Below are 22,067 nucleotides of genomic sequence, written 5' to 3'. Positions count from 1 at the left end.
GGGACGGGCAGCCTGCGCACCGACTCACGGGCCCCGCTCAGACCCCCGGTTCGGCCGCCAACTGCCGCTCGGCCCTGGTGCGTTCGGCCACCGCGTCCTCGGTCATCGCGCGGTCGGTGTACACCAGCGGCCGCTCGGTGTCGGTGATAATGTGCTTGACCACCTGGACGTTGCCGTTGACGTCCCACACCGCGATGCCCGGCGACAGCGTCGGGATGATCTCCACCGCCCAGCGCGGCAGGCCCAGCACCCGGCCGGTGGCCCGCGCCTCATCGGCCTTCTGCATGTAGATCGTCCGGGTGGAGGCCATCTTCAGGATCGCCGACGCCTCCTTGGCCGCCGCACCGTCCACCACGTCCGACAGGTGGTGCACAACCGCCACGAACGAGAGCCCGAGCCGACGGCCGAACTTCAGCAGCCGTTGGAACAGCTGGGCCACGAAGGGGCTGTTGATGATGTGCCAGGCCTCCTCGACCAGGAAGATGCGCTTCCTCCGGTCCGGCCGGATCCAGGTGTGCTCCAGCCACACCCCGACGATCGCCATCAGGATCGGCATCGCGATCGAGTTGCGGTCGATGTGCGAGAGGTCGAAGACGATCAGCGGCGCGTCCAGGTCGATGCCGTCACTGGTCGGGCCGTCGAACATGCCACGCAGGTCACCGTCGACCAGCCGGTCCAGCACCAGCGCCACGTCCAGGCCCCAGGACTGCACCTCCTCCACCGCCACGCCCAGCGACTCCACCGAGGACAGCTCGGGGCTGCGCAGGGTGTCGATGATGTCGTCCAGCACCGGCTGGCGGTCCTTCACCGTGGCCACCACATGGGCGTGCGCGGCCTTCAGCGCGAAGCCCGCCCGCTCCTCCAGACCGCGCCCCATCGCCACCTCGATGATGGTGCGCAGCAGCGACAGCTGTCCGGTCTGGGTGATCGCCGGATCCAGCGGATTGAGCTTCACCCCGCCGTCGCGGGCCGCCATCGGGTCGAGCCGGATCGACTTTATGCCCAGCGCGTTCGCGATCAGGTTCCACTCGCCGACGCCGTCCTCGCCCTGCGCGTCGAGCACCACGACCTGCCGGTCACGGAACCTCAACTGCCGCAGCACGTACGTCTTCTCCAGCGCCGACTTGCCGTTGCCGGACTCGCCCAGCACCAGCCAGTGCGGGGCCGGCAGCTGCTGCCCGTACAGCTGGAACGGGTCGTAGACGTAGCCTTTGCCGCTGTACACCTCGCGCCCGATGATCACTCCGGAGTCGCCCAACCCCGGTGCGGCGGTGGGCAGGTAGACCGCCTGCGCCTGACCGGTGGAGGTGCGCACCGGCAGCCGGGTGGTCTCCACCTTGCCGAACATCAGGCTGGTGAACGCGTCGGTGAGGTTGCCGAGCGCCATGGGCGGCCTCCTGGTGTCAGCGGTAGGGGTGGACAAGCGCGGGTCCGGGGTGGACCGGCGCGACGGTCAGCGGCGGATGCCGGTGGCGAACGGCAGGGTGTTGACGAACGCCCGGTGGTGCTCCCGGTCGCACCACTCCAGCTTGAGGTAGCTCTTGCCGGCCGAGGCCCGGATGGTCCGCTTGTCACGGGCCAGCGCGTCGGGGTTGCGCGAGGAGACCGTGATGTAGCCGACCAGGTTCACCCCGGCCGCGCCGGAGGCCAGGTCATCACCGCGCTGGTCCACCCGGCCGGTGTGGGCCAGGTCGCGCGGGTCGACCGTACGGTTCATCTTGGCCGCGCGGCTGGCCTCCGCCTCGTCGTTGGTCTTCTCGGTCAGCATCCGCTCGATCGCGACGTCGGTGGGCTCCAGGTCCATCGTCACCGCGACCGTCCGGATCACGTCCGGGGTGTGCACCAGCAGCGGCGCCAGGAAGTTGACGCCCACCGGGGTGAGCGGCCACTCCTTGACCCACGCGGTGGCGTGGCACCACGGCTCCCGGGTCGCCGACTCGCGGGTCTTCGCGGTCAGGTACTGCGGGTGGGTCGCGTCCAGCTCGGCCGGCCAGGCGTTGCGCCGGGACATCGCCTGGATGTGGTCGATCGGGTGGTCCGGGTCGTACATCGAGTGCAGCAGCGAGGACAGCCGGGCCTGGCCCAGCGGCTGGCGCACCCGGATGTCCGCCTCCGCCAGCCGGGCGCAGATGTCGGTCAGCTCGCGGGCCATCACTGCCGCCAGCCCGTCGTCGTCCCGGGCCCGCCCGCCGGTGGCCGTGCGACCCATCGCGTGCGCCTCGGCGGCCAGGTCCCGGGTGTAGTGCATGCAGGCCACCAGGTACGCCCGGTGCTGCTCCGAGGAGGTCGACACCATCGACTGCAGCTGGTCGTACGACTCCTGCAGCCAGCGCGGCGCGTCGTGGTCGCCGCGCCGCTCGACGTCCTTGGCGTGGGCGTCCGGGTCAGCGGGCAGGGTGCGGGCCAGGATCTGCAGCCGGGTCACGAAGCCGTCCCCGTTGGCGACGTGCTTGAGCAGCGTGCCGAAGCGGTCGACCAGCGCCTCCTGGTCCTCCGAGTCCCGCAGCCCGACGCCCGGACCCTCGATCTCGATCGCGGCCGTCACCGTCCGCCGCTCCAGGTGCATCAGCACCCCGACCTCGTCCGGCCCGAACGGCGCGGTCAGCCAGCGCAGCCGGCCCACCCCCGGCGGCGGGCCGATCTCCACCTCGCGGCCGTCCATCCGGGTGCCCGAGTCCATCGCCTCCGAGCGCCACACCGCGCGCCCGCTGCGGATCGTCCGACGGTAGGTGCGGTTGATCTCCACCCACTTGTAGAACGTCCGCTTGCGGTACGGCACGTAGACCGCCGCGATGGCCAGCAGCGGCAGGCCGATCAGACCGGCGATCCGCAGCGGCAGGACGGGCATCAGCAGACCCCAGAGCATCCCGAGGAACGCCCCGAAGATGATCAGTATGATCTCGCCGGACTCCCGGTTCCGGCCGATCGGCGCATTCGGGCGGGCCTTGCCGATCAGGTAGGTGCGGCGCTGGTGCACGTACGGCTGGGCGTACTGGGCACCGTACTGACCGAGCGGTTCGCTGCTCACTTACCCGTCACCCTCCCTTCGCTGGATTGCTGTCGCGGATCGGAACCGGGGCGGCCTGCGGCGGCCCGGCCTGCGGCGGTGGGGCCGGCGTCCGGCCGGCGTGCGCGGCGATGCCGGGCGCCACCGAGCCACCCCCCGCACCGCCGCCCCCGCCGCCTGCCGGCGCACCGCGGTCGCCGTGGGTGGTGATGCCCTGCTTCATCAGGTTCGCGGTGCCGTTGATCATCGCCGAACCGGCCTGCACCGCGCTGGCCCGGGCCCGACGCATGTTCAGCATCTCGTCGCCGAAGGTCGGGACGAACCGGTACACCGCGGCACTCGCGAAGATCGACAGGAACAGGATCGCCAGCCCGGACAACACCCGGGCGAAGTCGTCGTTCGCCCCGGCCCCGGTCGCCACCGCGCCCGCCAGCCCCATGATGATCACGATGATCGGCTTCGCCAGGTCCACCGCCAGCATCATCCCGGCCCAGCGGCGCACGTGCTTCCACAACTGCCGGTCCACCAGCCCCGCGTAGACCGCCGTCCCCAGCAGCGCCCCGACGTACAGCATCGCCGCGCGGATCACCAGCTCGATCCAGAGCACCGCCGCCGCCAGCACCGCGACCAGCGACACGATCACCAGGATCAGCGGCCCGCCGCCGACGTCCCCCTTCTCCAGGGTGTCCGCGAACCCGCCCAGGTACGTCCCGGTGTCCGACTTCGTCCCGACCGCGATCGCCTTCGTCAGCCCGTCCGTCACGCTCACCACGGTGAACAGGATCAACGGTGTGAACGCGGAGGCCACCACCGTCAGCCACAGGAACCCGACCGCCTCCGAGATCGCCGTCGTCAACGGCGCCCCCCGCACCGCCCGCTTGGTCACCGCCAACAGCCACAGCACCAGCGTGATCACCGTCGACACCGCGAACACCACGGCGTACTGCTGCAGGAACGACTGGTTGGTGAAGTCCACCGCCGTCGTCCCGTCGATCGCCCCCGACAACTTCCGCACCACCCAAGCCGCCGCCTGGGCACACCCCTTGGCCAACGACCCGAGCGGATCGGTCACGGTCCCGACGGTCCCACTGCCGGGCAGCGAACCGCCACCGGGCGGGGCGCAGTAGACATCATTGCCGGGAAGCGGCACTCCCGGGCATGCCGTGTTGGTCACCCCGGCGCTGGGCGTGGGCGCCGGGTCAGCCGTCGCGCGGCCGGTCGCCAGCACGACCGAGAGCGCGCCGAACAGCGCCGTCCCGGCCACCCGACCGACTATCCGCCGAATGGGACCCGAGTTACCGTCAGCGGGCATAGCGGAAGCCTCCGAACTGCTCGACGGCACCAGTGATCTCCTCCGCGGTCGCGGCTTGCTGGTCCGGCGGGATCGGGGCCGGGCCCGCCGCTCGGCTGTAGTCGGTGAGCTTCCAGTCCGTCCCGGTCCATCGCAGGCTGAGGGTGAGCGTGAACCACTCCTCGGACACCGGTTTGGTCGACCGGTCGCCGGCCAGCCCGAACAGGCCGGTGCACCAGACGTCGACCTTGACGCTGTCCGGGGTGTAGCCGTTGGACTTGGTCCCGGCCGGAATCGTCCGGCTGACGAAGGTCAGGCCCTTGGGAGGCCGGCCCTGGGCGTCCACGCCGAACCGGGCCGCCGTCTCCGGTGAGAACCCCTGGTCCAGCCGGCTCTGCAGGGCCCCCGCCGCGCCCGGTTCGGCGATGGTGGCGACGATGGTGTGGCGGCTGTCGGTGCGGAACATGTCCGCGGAGCCGATGGCCACCGCGTAGTTGGCGGCGGCGGACTGGGCGCCCTGGTCGCTGTGCGGGAAGCCGGAGGCGATGCCGTTGACGGTGGTGCCGACGGGCTGGTCGCCGCTGGGCGCCGGGCCGGCGCCGGTGCCAGTGGTGGGGGCGGCGCGGTCGGCGGAGCCGCCGTTGCCGCCGGGGCCGGGCTTGCCGCGGTTGGCGATGGAGATGGCGACGACGAGCAGGGTGACGACCACGAGGACGGTCAGCAGGGTTCTCAGTGGCCGGGACTGACGGGCGGTCGCCGGAACGGAGGGCTGTTCGTCGACCGGCAGCCGCGTACGGGTGTGCGGCTGGTCGTCGGACAACGGCACGGCGGCCCTCCTGGTGCGGGGAGCCGGGACGGCTCCGGGGGCCCTCCGCCCGGGGGCGGGCGCGGACGGAGGGTGGGAACGGGGGTGGACTCCTGGCGGTCGGCCCGCTGGGGAGGTCCGGGCGGGAACCTGCCCTCAGGAGGTCCGGGTCGCTGCTGTCCGATCGTCAGATGGCCATGCCGTAGACAATGGTGAACAGAGTGCCGAGTGATCCAATGATGAACACGCCGGTCAGGCCGGCGACGATCAGCCCCTTGCCCTGTTCGGCTCCGAAGCTGTCGCGCATCGCGGTCGCGCCGATCCGCTGTTTGGCCGCACCCCAGACCGCGAGGCCGAGGCAGACGAGGATGGCGACGGCCATGATGACCTCGACCATCACCCGGGCCTCCGACCCGAGGCTCGCGAACGGGCCCCAGTCCGGGGCGATCCCGCCGATGATGGTGTCGATATTCGGCTTCTTGGGAGGGTCCTCGGCCAGGTGGCCGACCGCATAGCTGTGCACGCTGCTCAGGTTCATTTCCATCTCACCGCCCGATCAGGCAAATTCAAGGGCCCGGACCCCGTCCGCGCGAAGGGCCGGTGCCTATTCTTGGCCAGATCTGATGTCGACTTGGCTACTTCTCGCGGATTGGTCGTGAGGCATCGGACACGTACGCGAGGATGTCCACCGTACGAAGGATAGCGCTCACTCTTTGTATCTCTGATGATTGCGGTGAGCAACGCCTTCCGGGACACTTCGACTGACGATTCGTCGGGATGGTGCTGATGGTACTCCGGAAGGGCGGTACGGCCGCCGCTGCTGCGGGAGTTGTTGCGTTCGGGTTCCTCGGTCTGGTGACCATGGGGACGTTTGCGGCGAGTGGGGCGCCGCAGCAGTCGGCGAATCGTTCCGCCCTCTCTCCGGGGACGGTGCCGGCGGCCTACCAGGACGCGATCCAGAAGTGGGGCTCGCTCTGCTCGGAGATCTCCCCGCCGATGCTCGCGGCGCAGCTGTACCAGGAAAGCGGTTTCGATCCCAAGGCCCAATCCGGCGTCGGGGCCCAGGGAATGGCGCAGTTCATGCCGGGCACCTGGCCGGGGTACGCCACGGACGGTGACGGGGACGGCAAGAAGGACGTCTGGAACCCGTACGACGCGATCGCCACGGCGGCGGTCTACGACTGCGCGCTCGCCAAGGACGTGGCGGGGGTGCCGGGCGATCCGCAGGCCAACATGCTGGCCGCCTACAACGCCGGCCCGTACGCGGTGACGGCGAACCGGGGCATCCCGCCGTACAAGGAGACCCAGGGGTACGTGCGGAACATCCAGGCGATGGCCCGCAGTTTCACCGCGCCGACGGCGCCGGTGGCGGTGTCCGCGCAGTCGGCCGCCGCGATCTACTTCGCGCAGACCAAGCTCGGCACCCCGTACCTGTGGGGCGGTGACGGGGCGGCCTGGCAGAACGGGCGGTTCGACTGCTCCGGGCTCACCGTGGCCGCGTTCGGCACCGTGGGCATCACCCTGCCCCGGGTGGCCAACGACCAGTGGTACGCCGGTCCGCACCCGTCGCGGGATCAGTTGCGGCCGGGTGACCTGGTGTTCTTCGCGACGGACCTGAACGATCCGCGGACCATCCACCACGTGGGGATCTACGTCGGCGGCGGCTACATGATCAACGCGCCGCACACCGGAGCGGTGATCCGCTACGACAAGATCGACACCAAGGAGTACATCGGAGCGACCCGGGTCACCACGGACGGCGCCCAGGCGCTGCCGACCCGCAACGACACCAGCGGCGCGGTCAACGCCCCGAGCCGGCCGGGCACGACGGCGCCGACCACCCCGGCGGCCCCGGCCCAGCCCGCGCTCGCCGCCCCGCCCGCCCCGACCACCCCGGGGCGGACCGGCTGAGGCGGCGGAACCGGTGGGACCGGCCGAAACGTCCGTGCACCTGTGTGCGGCCTGTGGACGCTGAGTCAAGTTTCCATAACCGCGCGTTTCCGTGGAACGCTGTGTCCCGGCGATGACGTTGGGTCCGGTGGCCCCCCGTCAGCTTCACGCGTCGGGCGGGCCCCGGCGGGAACGAACAGGTGCAGCGGACCAGAAGAAGGAGGTACGGCGTGTCGACGCCGCTTGCCGACACGACCAACCCCGACCTCGGCCTGCTCTACGCCGTCAACGGCCTGGCCAAGCGCGCCCCCCAGTGGCTGGACCACCTGGTCTCGTGGACCGGCGAGTACGGCATCCTGATCGGCCTCGCGATGCTCGGGCTGGTGGGGTGGCTGCAGGCCAGACGCCGCCCGGACGCGCCGGTGGCGATCGCCGGGCTGCTCTGGGTGCCGCTCTCGGTGGCCATCGCCGAGCTGGCCAATCTGCCGATCGCCGCGATCGTGGACCGGCCGCGGCCCTTCGTCGACCACCCGGGCCTGCTGGTGCTGGTGGACGGCAAGGCCGGCACCCACTCCTTCGTCAGCGACCACTCGACCATGACGATGGCCGTGGCGGTGTCGCTGTTCCTGGTGAACCGGAGACTGGGCTGGATCGCCGGGGGGCTGGCCCTGTTGCAGGGCTTCTGCCGGATGTTCATGGGCGTCCACTACCCGACCGACGTGATCGGCGGCTTCGCGCTCGCCGTGGCCGTGGTGCTGCTGCTGGCGCCGATCGCGATGGCGGTGCTGGTCCCGTTCTGCCACGCGCTGAGCCGGACGGCGGTCGCTCCGCTGATCCGGGCCCCGGAACGCGGCAGCACCGGCGGGGCCGGTGGGGCCGGCCGTGGCGGCGCCCAGCGCGGCCGCCGACGCGGGCGGGGGACGGTGCGCTCCGAGGAGCAGCCGCCGGAGTCCGACCTCGCGGCCTGATCCGACCGGATCCGGTCGGATCCGGTCGGATCCGCCGGACCGCGCTAGTCCGGCGCCCCGCCGCCGGATTCGGATTCGGTGAGGTGGTCGGCCGCTTCACGGCGGGCCAGGTCGCGGGAGCGGCGGGCCGCTGAGTACCAGCCGCAGCTGCAGGCAGCGAAGGCGAAGGAGCCGCGTTCGCTGACCGCGACGCGGTGCTCGGGCATCGGGGTGGTGCCGGGGGCCACCGGCAGCTCACTGTGCACGGGATTCACCGTAACGTGCCGGACGCTCCGGGCGCGACGCCCGCCGGTTTCCGCCGGGCCCGTAACCCTTGGCGGCCCAACTCGTTTGCCCGGAAAGAGCTCTGCCCACCCGGTGGTGGCCGGCGGGGCAGTCGGGCCCGAGGGGGTTGTCGCGAGGATGAAGATGACCGACCAGCAGCGAACCGGGCGGCCAGCGCGCCGCCCGGGGCCGCACCTGCGCTCGGCGGCCGGAGCCGCCCTGCTCGCCGCCGCCCTGGCCGCGGGGGCCGCCGGGTGCTCCGGTGGTTCCGGTGGCGGCTCCTCCGACCAGCAGTCGAGCGCCCCGGACCAGCTGGCCGGCGACCCGGTGACGGCGGTGCGCAACGCCGCCGACATCACGGGCCGGACGGGTTCCGCGCACGCCGCCACCGAGCTGGTCACGGAGTCCGCCGACAAGAAGGCCTCCTTCTCCGGGACCGGCGGCTACGACTACGTGAAGCGGATCGGCCGGCTGGAGGTCCAGGTGCCGCCGGGGGCGGCGACCACCGGGAAGATCGTCGAGGTGGTCCTGCCGGGCACCGTCTACCTGCAGAACAGCGGCGCCAAGGTGCCCGAGGGCAAGTGGGTCAAGCTGGACGTGCGCCAGCTGCCGGACGGCAACCTGGTCAGCAGCGGCGCTACCGATCCGGCCACCGCGGCGGGTGCGCTGCGCGGGGTCCAGAAAGCCGACCTGGTCGGCACCGAGACCGTGGACGGAGCCCCGCTGCACCACTACCGGGGCACCCTGGACCTGGCCAAGGCGGCCGACGCCACCGGTGGCCGGGGCGGGGACGGTCTGCGGATGGGCGGGCAGACCTTCACCGTCAAGGAGGTCCCGTACGACGCCTGGCTGGACGACCAGGGCCGGCTGCACAAGGTGGTGGAGGTGTTCACCTTCGCCGGGGTGGCCGGTTCGAAGGAGGCCAAGGACCAGGTGAAGGTCACCTCGACGACCGCGCTGTCGGACTTCGGCAAGCCGGTCGAGGCGGCCGAGCCGCCGTCCTCGGACATCTATCAGATGAAGCCCTCGGAGAGCCCGAAGTAGAGCTGCTCGGACACGCCCTGGGGCCGCCGGGGGGCAGCGCTCCGGCGCCGGGGCGCAACGGGGCGCCGCCGGGGCGGGTGGCCGTCCGGGGAGCGACGGCCACCCGTTTCGGCGGCGCCGAGATGGCCCGTCCGTGCCATGTGGACGGGCCCCGGAGTGCCTAGGCTGGACGTCGGGTGGCTGCCGCCCGGGCTGGCGAGGCACTGAAGGGGTGGTGCAGGTGGTGTCGTCCACGGGCGGCCGCAACGGCGGCCACGACGACGCGGCCCTCGACGAGATCGAGCTGGCCGGCGAGCTGATGATCGCCGCGACGGCCAGCAGCGGGGACCGGCTGCCGACCGAGCGGATCGACGAGGTGCTGCTGGACCGGGTGGACCCGGTCCGGGTCGAGCGGGAGGGCGACGGCTGACGGGAGCCCCGGGCCGCCCCGGGGCCGGGTCAGCTGCGCAGCAGTCGGCCGATCGCGGCCGAGGCCTCCGCCACCTTGGCGTCCAGTTCGACGCCGCCCTGCTCGGCGGCCGCGGCGACGCAGTGCCGCAGGTGCTCCTCCAGCAGGGAGAGCGCGAAGGACTGGAGGGCCTTGGTGCTGGCCGAGACCTGGGTGAGCACGTCGATGCAGTAGACGTCCTCGTCGACCATCCGCTGGAGGCCGCGGATCTGGCCCTCGATCCGGCGCAGCCGCTTGAGGTGGGCGTCCTTCTGCGCGCTGTAGCCGTGCGGGCCGTGCCCGCCGCCGTGGCCCGTGGCGGGGGTGCCGACCTGCGGGTCGGTGCCCGGCGCGTGGTCCGGCTCGGTGCGCGCTTGCGTCGTGGTCATCGGCCCGCCTTCGTCTGAGTGCCTGGTGGCTGCGTCGGCCACCAGTGTCCAACACCGGGGCCGTGTGTGGTGTTCCGACGGCTCACCCGGCATGTGCCGAACGGCCTGGTGGGGGTCGTGGCGGGGTTCACCCGTCTGAGCGGCGCCCCGGTCTTCCGCACGCAGGACGGGGCAATCCCGCCGAGGTTCCGTCAGACTGAGTCCTTGCGTCCGTACCTGGCGGTGCGGTCCGGGCAACCGGCGTGACAGCCGAACGGAAGAGGAGGTTCCGCCTCCCCGGGCACCACCCCGTTTGCGCGATCGCGCTTGGTTGCACCTAGCATCGTTCAGTCCCTACCCCGCACATCGGAGAATTCCGTGCGTTTTAGCCTGACCCCGAAGGAGACGAGTTTCTACGACATGTTCGCCGCCGCCGCGGAGAACCTCGTCGTCGGATCGAAGCTCCTGCTGGAACTGCTGGGATCAGACGTGTCGGCCCGCGCGGAGATCGTCGAGCGCATGCGCGCCGCCGAGCACGCCGGGGACGACACCACCCATGCCGTCTTCCACCAGCTGAACTCCTCCTTCATCACGCCCTTCGACCGCGAGGACATCTACAGCCTCGCCTCGTCGCTGGACGACATCATGGACTTCATGGAGGAGGCCGTCGACCTGGTCGTCCTCTACGACGTCCAGACCCTGCCGAAGGGCGTCGAGCAGCAGATCGAGGTGCTCGCCCGGGCCGCGGAGCTCACCGCCGCGGCGATGCCGAACCTGCGCAGCATGTCGAACCTCACCGAGTACTGGATCGAGGTCAACCGGCTGGAGAACCAGGCCGACCAGATCCACCGCAAGCTGCTCGCCCACCTGTTCTCCGGTCAGTACGACGCCATCGAGGTCCTCAAGCTCAAGCAGATCGTGGACGTCCTTGAGGAGGCGGCGGACGCGTTCGAGCACGTCGCCAACACGGTGGAGACCATCGCCGTCAAGGAGTCCTGACCCTCGTGGACATGGCAGCACTCATCGCCGTCATCGGGGTTGCGTTCTTCTTCACGTACACCAACGGCTTCCACGACTCGGCGAACGCGATCGCCACGTCGGTCTCCACCCGGGCTCTGACCCCGAAGGCCGCGCTCGCGATGGCCGCGGTGATGAACCTGGCCGGCGCCTTCCTCGGCAGCGGCGTGGCACACACCGTCTCCAAGGGGATCATCGAGACGCCCACCGGCAACCAGGGGATGGCGATCCTGTTCGCGGCCCTGGTCGGCGCGATCGCCTGGAACCTGATCACCTGGTACTTCGGCCTGCCGTCCTCCTCCTCGCACGCGCTGTTCGGCGGCATGGTGGGCGCGGCCCTGGCCGGCGGCATCGACGTGATCTGGAGCGGGGTCCTCGACAAGATCGTCATCCCGATGATCGTCTCGCCGATCGTCGGCCTGATCGGCGGCTTCGCCGTGATGCTGGCGATCCTGTGGATCTTCCGCCGGGCCAACCCGCACCGCGCCAAGCGCAACTTCCGGGTCGCCCAGACCGCCTCGGCCGCCGCGATGGCTCTGGCTCACGGCCTGCAGGACGCCCAGAAGACGATGGGCGTCGTGGTCATGGCGCTCACCATCTCCGGTCACCAGACCACGGGTGACATCCCGGTCTGGGTGAAGATCTCCTGCGCGACCATGCTCTCGCTGGGCACCTACGCGGGCGGCTGGCGGATCATGCGGACCCTCGGCCGGAAGATCATCGAGCTGGACCCGCCGCAGGGCTTCGCGGCCGAGGCCACCTCCGCGGCGATCATGTACATCACGTCGTTCGTCTTCAAGGCGCCGATCTCCACCACCCACGTGATCACCGCGGCGATCATGGGCGCGGGGGCCACCAAGCGGATCCGCGCGGTGCGCTGGGGCGTCGCGAAGAACATCGTGCTCGGCTGGTTCATCACGATGCCGGCGGCCGCCATCGTCGCAGCGCTGATGTACTGGTTCGTCCACCTGTTCTGGGGCTGACCCCCGGACGGCCACGGCCTGGTCCGGCAATCGGGCGAACGACTTCAGGGCCCGCCCCCACATCTCGGGGGCGGGCCCTTCTCATGTCCCGCGGCGGCACCGCCATGCAGCACCGCGGAACAGCTGGGGTCGGGCTTAGCCGAAGCGGCCGGAGATGTAGTCCTCGGTCGCCTGCACCGACGGGTTGGAGAAGATCCGCTGGGTGTCGTCCAGCTCGATCAGCTTGCCCGGCTGGCCGACGCCGGCCAGGTTGAAGAAGGCGGTGCGGTCGCTGACGCGGGCCGCCTGCTGCATGTTGTGGGTCACGATGACGATGGTGAACTGCGACTTCAGCTCGCCGATCAGGTCCTCGATGGCGAGGGTGGAGATCGGGTCGAGCGCCGAGCAGGGCTCGTCCATCAGCAGGACCTGCGGCTCGACCGCGATCGCGCGGGCGATGCACAGGCGCTGCTGCTGACCGCCGGAGAGGCCGGCCCCGGGCTTGTTCAGCCGGTTGTGGACCTCCTTCCAGAGGTTGGCGCCCTTCAGCGAGCGCTCCACCACCTCGTCCAGGACGGCCTTCTTCCGCACGCCGGCGAGCTTGAGCCCGGCGACCACGTTGTCGTAGATCGACATGGTCGGGAACGGGTTCGGGCGCTGGAAGACCATGCCGATGGAGCGGCGCACGGCGACCGGGTCGACGTTGGAGGCGTACAGGTTCTCGTCGTCCAGGAGGACCTTGCCCTCGACCCGGGCGCCGGGGATCACCTCGTGCATCCGGTTGAGGGTGCGCAGGAAGGTGGACTTGCCGCAGCCGGAGGGGCCGATGAAGGCCGTCACGGAGCGGGGCTCGATGCTCATCGAGATGTCCTCGATGGCCTTGGTGGTGCCGTAGTAGGCCGACAGTCCGCTGACGTCGATGCGCTTGGCCATGATCGTTGCTTCTCTCGTCTGTCTCGTACGTCAGTCGGTCGCTCAGTGTCCGCCCTTGGGCGAGCGCCAGCGTGCGATGCCCCGGGCGACGAGGTTGAGCCCCATCACGAAGGCGATCAGCACCAGCGCGGCGCCCCAGGCGCGGGCGTAGCCGAAGTCGTTGTTGACCACCGAGTACTGCTGCCAGATGTACATCGGCAGGGACTGCTGCGGTCCGTCGAACGGGTTGCTGTTGATGTAGTCGGCGCCGAACACCAGCATCATCACCGGGGCGGTCTCGCCCGTGATGCGGGCGACCGCGAGCATCACACCGGTGGTGATGCCGCCGATCGCGGTGGGGAGGACGATCCGCAGGATGGTCTTCCACTTCGGCACACCGAGGGCGTACGAGGCCTCGCGCAGCTCGTTCGGGACGAGCTTGAGCATCTCCTCGGTGGAGCGGACCACGACCGGGATCATCAGGATCGCCAGCGCGAGGCTGCCCGAGAAGCCGGAGTAGCCGAAGCCCAGGGCGAGGTTCCACAGCGAGAGGACGAACAGACCGGCGACGATCGACGGGACACCCGTCATGACGTCGACGAAGAAGGTGACGGCCTTGGCGAGTCGGCCGCGGCCGTACTCCACCAGGTAGACGGCGGTCAGCAGGCCCAGCGGGGCGGCCATCACGGTGGCCAGGACGACCTGCTGGAGGGTGCCGAGCAGCGCGTGGTAGATGCCGCCGCCGGGGCCGGACTGGATGACGCCCTTCATCGAGTGGCTCAGGAAGTTCCCGTTCACCACGCCGATGCCCTGCTGGATCGTGTAGACGGTCAGCGAGACCAGCGGCACGACGGCCAGGATGAAGGCGACCCAGACCACCGAGGTGGCGAAGCGGTCCTTGGCCTGGCGGCGGCCCTCGACCTGGGCCGAGATCAGGTAGCTGCCGAGCAGGAACAGCAGGGCCGAGATCAGGCCCCACTGCAGGTGGCTCTCCAGCCCGCCGGCGGCGCCGATCGCGCAGCCGACCGCGATCGAGCCGACGGCGATGACGGGCGGGGTCCACCGGGGCAGCCGGTTGGCGGTCAGCCTCGGGCCGACCTGCGGCCGGGCGTCCTCAGGGACGGTGACGGTGGTCATGCGTTGGCCCCCGAGTACTCCTTGCGGCGGGCGATGATCAGTCGCGCGGCACCGTTCACCAGCAGGGTGATGACGAACAGGACGAGGCCGGAGGCCATCAGCGCGTCGCGGCCGTTGTTGCCGGCCTCGGCGAACTTCAGCGCGATGTTCTGCGCGAAGGTGCCGCCGCCCGCGTCCAGGATGTGCAGCGACAGGACGCTGTTGGCGGAGAGCACCACGGCGACCGCGATGGTCTCGCCGAGCGCCCGGCCGAGGCCGAGCATCGAGGCCGAGATGATGCCGGGGCGGCCGAACGGCAGCACCGCGGTGCGGATCATCTCCCAGCGGGTCGCGCCGAGCGCGAGCGCCGCCTCCTCGTGCATCCGCGGCACCTGGCGGAACACCTCGCGGGAGACCGCGGTGATGATCGGCAGGATCATGATCGCCAGCAGGATGCCGACGGTGAACAGGTTGCGCGGGGTGCCGGTCTTGGTCTGGTCGAAGAGGTACGTCCAGCCCAGGTACTGGTTGAGCCAGCTGGTCAGCCCGTCCATGTGCGGAACGAGGAACAGCGCGCCCCAGAGGCCGTAGACGATGCTGGGGACGGCGGCGAGCAGGTCGACCAGGTAGGCGAACGGCTGGGCGATCCGCCGCGGCGCGTAGTGCGAGATGAACAGCGCGATCCCGATGGCCACCGGGACGGCGATCACCATCGCGATGAGGGCGCTGACGATGGTGCCGAAGGCCAGGACGGCGATGCCGAAGACCGGCTTCGGGGCGTCCGGCGTCCACTCGAAGGTGGTGAGGAAGTTGCCGTTGTTGTTGCTGAGAGCCTGACCCGAGCGCCAGGCCAGGAAGCCGGCGATCGCGGCCATGATGACCAGCAGCAGGATGCCCGCACCGCGGGCGAGGTTCATGAAGATCTTGTCGCCGACGCGGCTGTCGCGCGATCGGCGTTCCCTGCCTCGCGGGGCGGCAGGGGAGGATGAAGTCATTGGTCTACTCCGGTCTGGTGGCGCCGCCCCGGTAGGGGGCCGGCACCATGGCGGCGGTGCCCCGGACGTTGGTGCTGGGTCGGTGCGTTCCGGCGGGACGGCCCCGGCCCCCCTCGCTCACGGGGCCGTCCCACCGGTGGTCCTGTCCGGTCAGGCGAGCGCGGAGACCGCGGCCTTGACCTTGTCGCCGATCGCGGCCGGCATCGGGACGTAGCCCTTGTCGCCGATCGACTTCTGGGCGGCGTCGCCGATGGTGTAGGTCAGGAAGGACTTCAGGGTGTCCAGGGTCTCGGCCTTGTTGCCCTTGTCGCAGGCGATCTCGTAGGTCACCAGGACGATCGGGTAGGCGTTGTCGGCCTTGGTGCCGTAGTCCAGGGAGAGCGCGAGGTCGCCGTCGGTGCCCGACACGGTGGAGGAGGCGATGGTGAGCGCGGCGTTGGCGGCGGTCGCCTCGACGGGCTTGGCGGCGCCGGTGGCGATCTGGGCGCTCTTCAGGTTGTTGGTCTGGGCGTAGGACAGCTCGGCGTAGCCGATCGAGTTCTTGACCTGCTTGATCTGGGCCGAGACGCCAGCGCTGCCGTTCGCCGACTGGCCGCCCTTGCCCTTCCACGTCTTGTTCGGCTCGGCGCTCCAGGCGCCGCCACCGGTCTTGGCGAAGTAGGAGGTCAGGTTGAAGGTGGTCCCGGAGTCGTCCGAGCGGTGGAAGCTCTGGATCTCGGCGTCCGGCAGCTTCGCGCTCGGGTTCAGCGCGACGATGGCCGGGTCGGTCCACTTGGTGATCTGCCCGTCGAAGATCTTGGCGGCGGTCGGGCCGTCCAGGACCAGGTTGTCGACGCCCTCGACGTTGTAGACCAGCGAGACCAGGCCGGCCACCATCGGCAGGTCGATCGCCTTGCCACCGGTGCAGACGGCCTTGGAGGCGTCGACGTCGGCCGGCTTCAGCGCGAAGTCGGTGCCGGCGAAGGCCACCTTGCCCTGGGTGAACTGCTGGACACCGGCACCGGAGCCGCCGCCGCTGTAGTTGACCGTGGTGCCGGAGCAGGCCGAACCGAAGTTGGTCTTCCAGACGTCGATGGCCGGGGCCTGCGCGGTCGAACCGGCGCCGAGCAGCGTGCCGGGCTTGCCACAGTTGACCGCGGCACCGGCCGCGGCGGAGCTGCCAGAGCCACCGGACGCCTTGGTGTTGTTGTTGTCGTCCGAACCGCAGGCGGCGAGCGACAGCGAGCTGACGAGCGCCATGGCACCGATGGCGAGGGCCTTGGAGCGGCCGTTCCGCTGGAGCTTCACAGGGGTGTCCCTTTCTGTGGCATTGCCCGTCGCGCAGACCGTGCGGACACGGCCGAGCGCGGGTTTTGCTGTGGTCCGGGGCCTGTCCGGCCCTCCGGTAGTCCCGAAGTTAGGCCGGGTAAGTGACACGTCAGCCGGTCGCAAGTGAACGGGGAGTGAACCTCGAACGGATGACAGGAAACTACGTCACGTAGTAACGGTTGCGTCACGCCCAGGGCGCGAGGAGATCACTTCCACCGGTCCTTCGCCGGTGCGCGCTCGCCCGTGCGTACGGGCTTGGCACCCAGGATCACCAGCAGCGCGTCGATCAGCAACCGGTCCCGGTCATGGGTCAACCGCGCCCGGGCCTTGCCCGCCGGCAGCCACTCCAGGCGGTCGACCTCCCGGTTCGGCCGGAAGGCGCCTCCGGTCGGCACCGCGGCCCAGTAGCGGACCTCCTTCGGACGGCCCTGCGCCAGGTAGTGCTGGGCGGGCAGCTCCGGACCGAGCAGGCAGTGGAAGCCGGTCTCCTCCCGCACCTCGCGCAGCGCCGCCTCGACCACGCCCTCGCCCGGGTCGAGCTTGCCCTTGGGCAGGCTCCAGTCGTCGTACTTCGGCCGGTGGATCACCGCGATCCGCGGCCGCCCCAGCCGGCCGCTGGGCTTCGGCCGTCCGGGCAGCCAGAGCACCCCACCCGCCGCCAGGACCACCGGGGCGCGGCCCGCCCCGGTCGGATGCGCGTCCACCGGTTGCCCGGTGCTCAGGCGATCGTGCAAGTCAGGCCGTCCGTGGTGCGGGGGAATGCCCCCAGCCCTCGGCCGGGGGGATCTCCAGCCAGCCGTCCGGAGCCGGCGGGAGTTCGGGCCACCGGCGGCCGAAGGCGTACCGCGCCGCCTCCACCTCCAGTCGCTGATCAGCATGCACCACGCCCAGCACGTAAGCGGTCGCGGGGGTGATCCGCGGGGTGCGCGCCGCCGTCGCCGCGGTGACCGCGGCGTCCGCCGCCTCCTGGTGCCGGCCCAGCACCGCGTCCAGCTCGTCCAGCTCTGCGGACTGCCGACCGCACACCTCCAGTGCGTACCGGGCCCGCTTCACCAGGATCCGCAACCGGGACCAGGGTGCGTCGTCCGCGGCCAGCGCGGTGTCCGCGTCCGCCGTACCGCGCGCCGCGGGCACCGCGCCCAGCCGGCGCAGCCCGTCCCCGCCGTACGGCGTCGCGGCCCGCCGCAACGGCAGCTGCTGGGCACTCGCCGACAGCGCGGTGAGCGCGGCTGCCGCCTGCGGCAGCAGCACCGCCGACGCCCGGCCGCCCGCCGCCTCCAGCAGCGGCGCCTCACCGACCAGCAGGGTCATCCGGTCCGCCAGGGCGTGCAGCCGGGCCGAGCGGAGCTCCTGGAGCACCGTGGAGTGCGCCCTGGTCCGGGCCAGGGTCAGCTGCCGGTCCAGCAGCGCCCGCGCCTTGGGGGCGCCGGCGTGCCCGGCCAGCATGCCCGTGCCCTCCGGGTCGGTGCCGCTCAGCGAGTCCACCGCGCCCAGCAGCCGGGCCGAGCGGCGGACGTAACCGGGCTCCAGCGCCAGCAGGTTGAGCAGCCAGCGCAGTTCGGTGCGCGACTCCTGCGCCCAGGTCTGGTCGAAGACCGTCCCGAAGGTGTGCAGCAGTCCGCCGACCCGCCGTACGGCCCGCAGCAGGTCGGCGGTGCCGTTCGCCGGGACGGCCGCGGCCGAGCCCGGTCTGGCGCCGACCTCGCCCACCGCGAGCGGCAGGGCGCGCAGGAACGCCCCGGCCTGGGCGGTGAGATGGCGGGAAAGGATGTCCCCGGCGGTCGCTGTGGAGGCCGCCTGGGCCGTCATCGGCGCATCGGTCATGGCGTGGTAGATCCCCGTTCCCCCGGGGCCCTTCCCCGGGGCTGGTGGCCGACCGCCGGAGCAGGTCCCCCCGGGGCCTCGGGGGCCCCGACCGCTCCGGCGGGCTCGCATCAGTGGACGCGTCAGCGCGAGGTGGCGGCCCGGCGGCGCTGGCGCGAGTCGATGAGCAGGTCCTGGACGTGCCGCAGCGGCCGGCCCTCGGCGTCCTGCGAGTGGCGCTCCCACGCGCCGTCCGGTCCCAGGTGCCAGGACTCGGTCTCGTCCGAGACACCGAGGTCGATCAGCCCGGACAGCTCGGCGCGGTGCGCCGGGTCGGTGATCCGCAGCAGGGCCTCGATCCGGCGGTCCAGGTTGCGGTGCATCATGTCGGCGCTGCCGATCCACACCTCGGGATCGCCGTTGTTGCCGAACACGAAGACCCGGGAGTGCTCCAGGAAGCGCCCCAGGATGCTGCGCACCCGGATGTTCTCGCTCAGCCCCGGCACCCCCGGCCGGATCGCGCAGATCCCGCGCACCCAGACGTCCACCGGCACCCCGGCCTGCGAGGCCCGGTAGAGCGCGTCGATCACGGCCTCGTCGACGATCGAGTTGACCTTGATCTTCACGAACGCGGGCCGGCCCGCCCGGTGGTGGGCGATCTCGTTGTGGATCCGCGAGACCAGCCCGTCGCGCAGGCCGCGCGGGGCGGTCAGCAGCCGGCGGTAGGACTCGCGGCGGGAGTAGCCGGACAGCCGGTTGAAGAGGTCCGAGAGGTCCGCGCCGACCTGCGGGTCGGAGGTGAGCAGACCGAGGTCCTCGTACAGCCGGGCCGTCTTCGGGTGGTAGTTGCCGGTGCCGACGTGCGAGTAGCGGCGCAGGGTGTCGCCCTCCTGGCGGACCACCAGCGACAGCTTGCAGTGGGTCTTCAGCCCGACCAGGCCGTAGACCACGTGGCAGCCGGACTCCTCCAGCTTGCGGGCCCACTTGATGTTGGCCTGCTCGTCGAAGCGCGCCTTGATCTCGACCAGCACCAACACCTGCTTGCCGGACTCGGCCGCGTCGATCAGGGCGTCCACGATCGGTGAGTCGCCCGAGGTGCGGTAGAGGGTCTGCTTGATCGCCAGCACGTCCGGGTCGGCGGCGGCCTGCTCCAGGAAGGCCTGCACCGAGGTGGAGAAGCTGTCGTACGGGTGGTGCAGCAGCACGTCGCGCTCGCGCATCGCGGCGAAGATGTCCGGCTGGGAGGCGGACTCGACGTCGGTCAGCCCGCGGGCCGTACCGGCCACGAACTTCGGGTAGTTGAGCTCCGGCCGGTCCAGCTCGGCGATCCCGAACAGCCCGGTCAGGTCGAGCGGCCCGGGCAGCGGGAAGACCTCCGCCTCGGTGATGTTCAGCTCCCGCACCAGCAGGTCCAGGATGTAGGGGTCGATCGACTCCTCGACCTCCAGCCGGACCGGCGGGCCGAAGCGCCGCCGCATCAGCTCCTTCTCCAGGGCCTTGAGGATGTTCTCGGTGTCGTCCTCCTCCACCTCGAGGTCCTCGTTGCGGGTGACCCGGAAGGCGTGGTGCGCCAGCACCTCCATCCCCGGGAAGAGCTCCTCCAGGTGCGCGCCCATCACGTCCTCCAGCGGGACGTACCGCTGGGGCGAGGCCTCCAGGAAGCGGGCCAGCGACTGCGGCACCTTCACCCGGGCGAAGTGCTTGTGTCCGGACACCGGGTTGCGGACGACCACGGCCAGGTTGAGGGACAGACCCGATATGTAGGGGAAGGGGTGCGCGGGGTCGACCGCCAGCGGGGTCAGCACCGGGAAGATCTTCTGCCGGAACAGGGTGTGCAGCCGGGCCTGCTCCTTCTCCGCCAGCTCCGGCCAACGGACCACCTCGATGCCCTCGGCGGCGAGGTCCGGCAGCACCTCCTGCTGGAAGGCCGCCGCATGACGGGCCATCAGCTCGCGCGAGCGGGTCCAGATCAGGTCCAGCACCTCGCGCGGCTGGAGGCCGGACGCGCTGCGCTGGGCGACCCCGGTGGCGATCCGGCGCTTCAGGCCGGCCACCCGGACCATGAAGAACTCGTCCAGGTTGCTGGCGAAGATCGCCAGGAACTTGGCCCGCTCCAGCAGCGGGATCCTCGGGTCCTCCGCCAGCTCCAGGACGCGCTCGTTGAACGCGAGCCAGCTCCGCTCACGGTCCAGGAAGCGGCCCTGCGGCAGTGCTTCGAACTCCTGCTCGTCCGTGGTCGACAGCTCCGGCGGAACGCCCAGCGCACCGGACATCCGGGCCGTGGGCGACGGCGGGGCAGAGACGGGGCGGGGGATGCTCATGGGTTCCAGCTCCTCCAGCAGGACGGCGTCCGGACGCGAATGGCTCTGCGGGCCGTCGTCCTCGCCCCGGGTCGACCCCGGGGACAGCGCCCACCCACCCGGCGCGGTCCGTACAGGACCGGCCGGCGAATGGCGGTCGACTCTGCACGAGCGAGACACTACGGACTTCATCCTGTGATCTTCGCGGCAGCAATTGAATCCACGGTAAACACCGCATGGCCGGGAGGAAAGCTGAGTCGGTCGGAGCAAGGGGCGGCGGGCCTCCCCGCCGCTGCCCCGCGACCTCTCCGTTACCGCCGGGCCGTCCGTGACCTACGGGCGGGGACGGCCCGGACGGGGCTGTGGATGCGGGCGGTGGCCGGTGCGGGCCTCGCCGGTGCGGTGGTGGCCGGTGCGGGCCTCGCCGGTGCGGTGGTGGCCGGTGCGGCCGTGGCTAGCGGCGGGTGGCCGTCCGGTCCGCCTGGTACCGGGCGCGGTACATGAGGTCCACCTCGTGGATGGTGAATCCCAGTCGCTCGTACACCCGGACCGCGGCCGGATTGTCGGCGTCGACGTAGAGGAGGACGGTCGCCAGTCCGCGCTCGCCGTCACCTGACCCGGTCAGGTGACGCAGGCCGGCCGCGGTCAGCGCCCGACCCAGGCCGCTGCCCTGCTCGGCCGGGTCCACCCCGACCACGTAGACCTCACCCAGCTCCGGCTCGGTGGCGGTGGCCGGGTGCACCTTCGTCCAGTGGAAACCGACCACCTTGCCGCCCCGGGTCGCCAGGAAGAAGCCGGCCGGGTCGAACCAGGGCTCGGCGATCCGCTCGGCCAGGTCCTGCTCCGTCCAGGAACCCTGCTCGGGGTGGTGGGCGAATGCCAGGGCGTTCAGCCGCAACCACTCGGCGTCGTCCTCCCCCGGGCGGAAGGTCCGCAGCTCGATGCCCTCGGGGACGGGCACCGCCTCGGTCTGCGCACCGGTGCGACGCATCTGCCGCAGCTCCCGGACCAGCTCGGCACCGTACGCCTCGGCCAGGTGCCGGGCCGCCGGGTGACCGCCGTGCACCCAGAAGTCCACCGCGTCGTGCCCGGCTCCGTGCGCCTGCGCCAGGACGGCGTCGACCAGCGGACGGGCCAGGCCGCGGCCCCGGGCGGCCGGGTCGACCACCAGCTCGGCAGCAGGGTTGGCGGGCGGGTTCGCGGCTGCTGTCTCCGGCACCTCGACCTGGCCGTAGCCGACAACGGATCCGCTCTCGCTGCCGATGACGTGGGTGACACCCGGCCGAGGCGTCTCGGCGTTCCGCAGCCGCAGCCGGCCCTGTTCGGAGACGGCGGCCCGGCCGTCGACCGCCTGGGCCTCCGCCAGAACACGCAGAGCGCCGTCGCGCTGCTCGGGGCGGAGCACGTTGTTCGCAATGACCGCTGTCTGATCGTCCATGTACCGACGATACGTCAACGGAAATGCGAAAAGCCCCTGATCCAAAAGGATCAGGGGCTTTTCTGAAGAATTGTTCGGCGGCGTCCTACTCTCCCACAGGGTCCCCCCTGCAGTACCATCGGCGCTGTGAGGCTTAGCTTCCGGGTTCGGAA

General features: G+C 71.2%; 21 protein-coding genes and 1 rRNA gene. 6 read left to right on the top strand and 16 right to left on the bottom strand.

What is annotated here, in order from left to right; genetic code table 11:
• Positions 1–37: 37 nt before the first annotated feature.
• The 5 genes from ACFWIS_RS27875 to ACFWIS_RS27855 all read right to left on the bottom strand — a co-directional run bounded on the left by ACFWIS_RS27875 (position 38) and on the right by ACFWIS_RS27855 (position 5,641).
• The gene (locus tag ACFWIS_RS27875; protein WP_380461645.1) at positions 38–1,387 is read right to left on the bottom strand and encodes an ATP-binding protein; all 1,350 of its coding nucleotides are present in this window, start codon (positions 1,385–1,387) and stop codon (positions 38–40) included.
• Between the two features lie 66 nt (positions 1,388–1,453).
• A complete protein-coding gene (locus ACFWIS_RS27870) occupies positions 1,454–3,028 on the bottom strand; it encodes an SCO6880 family protein (RefSeq protein WP_380461644.1) in 1,575 nt (524 codons plus the stop codon).
• Positions 3,029–3,035: 7 nt separating this feature from the next.
• On the bottom strand, positions 3,036–4,319 hold the full coding sequence (locus ACFWIS_RS27865; RefSeq protein WP_380461643.1) for a hypothetical protein: 1,284 nt from the start codon (positions 4,317–4,319) through the stop codon (positions 3,036–3,038).
• The gene (locus ACFWIS_RS27860) at positions 4,309–5,124 is read right to left on the bottom strand and encodes a hypothetical protein (RefSeq protein WP_380461642.1); all 816 of its coding nucleotides are present in this window, start codon (positions 5,122–5,124) and stop codon (positions 4,309–4,311) included. Before ACFWIS_RS27860 ends, ACFWIS_RS27865 begins: the two co-directional genes overlap by 11 nt.
• A gap of 166 nt (positions 5,125–5,290) precedes the next feature.
• The gene (locus ACFWIS_RS27855; protein ID WP_380461641.1) at positions 5,291–5,641 is read right to left on the bottom strand and encodes a hypothetical protein; all 351 of its coding nucleotides are present in this window, start codon (positions 5,639–5,641) and stop codon (positions 5,291–5,293) included.
• Positions 5,642–5,889: 248 nt separating this feature from the next.
• Here ACFWIS_RS27855 and ACFWIS_RS27850 point away from each other — a divergent pair, with 248 nt between their 5' ends.
• Both ACFWIS_RS27850 and ACFWIS_RS27845 read left to right on the top strand, forming a co-directional pair.
• Entirely contained in the window at positions 5,890–7,014 is a 1,125-nt protein-coding gene (locus tag ACFWIS_RS27850; protein WP_380461640.1) for an NlpC/P60 family protein, read from the top strand.
• 209 nt (positions 7,015–7,223) lie between these two features.
• Positions 7,224–7,961, top strand: coding sequence for a phosphatase PAP2 family protein (locus tag ACFWIS_RS27845; protein WP_380461639.1), 738 nt, complete (start codon positions 7,224–7,226; stop codon positions 7,959–7,961).
• Positions 7,962–8,005: 44 nt separating this feature from the next.
• Here the strand turns inward: ACFWIS_RS27845 and ACFWIS_RS27840 are convergent, their stop codons facing one another.
• The gene (locus ACFWIS_RS27840) at positions 8,006–8,206 is read right to left on the bottom strand and encodes a hypothetical protein (RefSeq protein WP_380461638.1); all 201 of its coding nucleotides are present in this window, start codon (positions 8,204–8,206) and stop codon (positions 8,006–8,008) included.
• A 163-nt stretch (positions 8,207–8,369) separates the two neighbouring features.
• On the opposite strand from ACFWIS_RS27840, the gene ACFWIS_RS27835 reads away from it, so the two are divergent.
• Both ACFWIS_RS27835 and ACFWIS_RS27830 read left to right on the top strand, forming a co-directional pair.
• Positions 8,370–9,269, top strand: coding sequence for a hypothetical protein (locus ACFWIS_RS27835; protein WP_380461637.1), 900 nt, complete (start codon positions 8,370–8,372; stop codon positions 9,267–9,269).
• 220 nt (positions 9,270–9,489) lie between these two features.
• Entirely contained in the window at positions 9,490–9,678 is a 189-nt protein-coding gene (locus tag ACFWIS_RS27830; protein ID WP_380461636.1) for a hypothetical protein, read from the top strand.
• Between the two features lie 29 nt (positions 9,679–9,707).
• On the opposite strand, the gene ACFWIS_RS27825 is transcribed toward ACFWIS_RS27830, so the two are convergent.
• Positions 9,708–10,085, bottom strand: coding sequence for a metal-sensitive transcriptional regulator (locus ACFWIS_RS27825; RefSeq protein WP_380461635.1), 378 nt, complete (start codon positions 10,083–10,085; stop codon positions 9,708–9,710).
• A gap of 357 nt (positions 10,086–10,442) precedes the next feature.
• On the opposite strand from ACFWIS_RS27825, the gene ACFWIS_RS27820 reads away from it, so the two are divergent.
• Positions 10,443–11,063 (top strand): DUF47 domain-containing protein, encoded by a 621-nt coding sequence (locus ACFWIS_RS27820; protein ID WP_380461634.1) that lies wholly within the window; start codon positions 10,443–10,445, stop codon positions 11,061–11,063.
• A 5-nt stretch (positions 11,064–11,068) separates the two neighbouring features.
• Positions 11,069–12,064 carry an anion permease gene (locus ACFWIS_RS27815; protein WP_380461633.1) on the top strand — a complete coding sequence of 332 codons (996 nt, stop codon included), beginning with the start codon at positions 11,069–11,071 and terminating at the stop codon, positions 12,062–12,064.
• Positions 12,065–12,199: 135 nt separating this feature from the next.
• On the opposite strand, the gene pstB is transcribed toward ACFWIS_RS27815, so the two are convergent.
• From pstB to rrf, 9 genes are all read right to left on the bottom strand, one after another.
• The gene (gene pstB / locus ACFWIS_RS27810; protein ID WP_380461632.1) at positions 12,200–12,976 is read right to left on the bottom strand and encodes a phosphate ABC transporter ATP-binding protein PstB; all 777 of its coding nucleotides are present in this window, start codon (positions 12,974–12,976) and stop codon (positions 12,200–12,202) included.
• 42 nt (positions 12,977–13,018) lie between these two features.
• Complete coding sequence (pstA, locus tag ACFWIS_RS27805) at positions 13,019–14,092, bottom strand: phosphate ABC transporter permease PstA (protein ID WP_380461631.1); 1,074 nt, start codon at positions 14,090–14,092, stop codon at positions 13,019–13,021.
• Complete coding sequence (gene pstC / locus ACFWIS_RS27800) at positions 14,089–15,066, bottom strand: phosphate ABC transporter permease subunit PstC (RefSeq protein ID WP_380461630.1); 978 nt, start codon at positions 15,064–15,066, stop codon at positions 14,089–14,091. The genes pstA and pstC overlap by 4 nt, the downstream gene beginning before the upstream one ends.
• A 150-nt stretch (positions 15,067–15,216) precedes the next feature.
• On the bottom strand, positions 15,217–16,353 hold the full coding sequence (gene pstS, locus ACFWIS_RS27795; protein ID WP_380461629.1) for a phosphate ABC transporter substrate-binding protein PstS: 1,137 nt from the start codon (positions 16,351–16,353) through the stop codon (positions 15,217–15,219).
• Positions 16,354–16,580: 227 nt separating this feature from the next.
• Entirely contained in the window at positions 16,581–17,078 is a 498-nt protein-coding gene (locus ACFWIS_RS27790; protein WP_380461651.1) for an NUDIX hydrolase, read from the bottom strand.
• 31 nt (positions 17,079–17,109) lie between these two features.
• The gene (locus ACFWIS_RS27785) at positions 17,110–18,198 is read right to left on the bottom strand and encodes a CHAD domain-containing protein (RefSeq protein ID WP_380461628.1); all 1,089 of its coding nucleotides are present in this window, start codon (positions 18,196–18,198) and stop codon (positions 17,110–17,112) included.
• Positions 18,199–18,320: 122 nt separating this feature from the next.
• Positions 18,321–20,498, bottom strand: coding sequence for an RNA degradosome polyphosphate kinase (locus ACFWIS_RS27780; RefSeq protein WP_380461627.1), 2,178 nt, complete (start codon positions 20,496–20,498; stop codon positions 18,321–18,323).
• Positions 20,499–20,931: 433 nt separating this feature from the next.
• A complete protein-coding gene (mshD, locus tag ACFWIS_RS27775) occupies positions 20,932–21,915 on the bottom strand; it encodes a mycothiol synthase (RefSeq protein ID WP_380461626.1) in 984 nt (327 codons plus the stop codon).
• Positions 21,916–21,987: 72 nt separating this feature from the next.
• Positions 21,988–22,067 (bottom strand): 5S ribosomal RNA (rrf, locus tag ACFWIS_RS27770); the annotation flags it as partial.

The organism is Kitasatospora sp. NPDC127060 (assembly GCF_042724935.1).
Classification (GTDB): Bacteria; Actinomycetota; Actinomycetes; order Streptomycetales; family Streptomycetaceae; genus Kitasatospora.
This window is presented reverse-complemented; position numbering and strand designations above follow the sequence as displayed.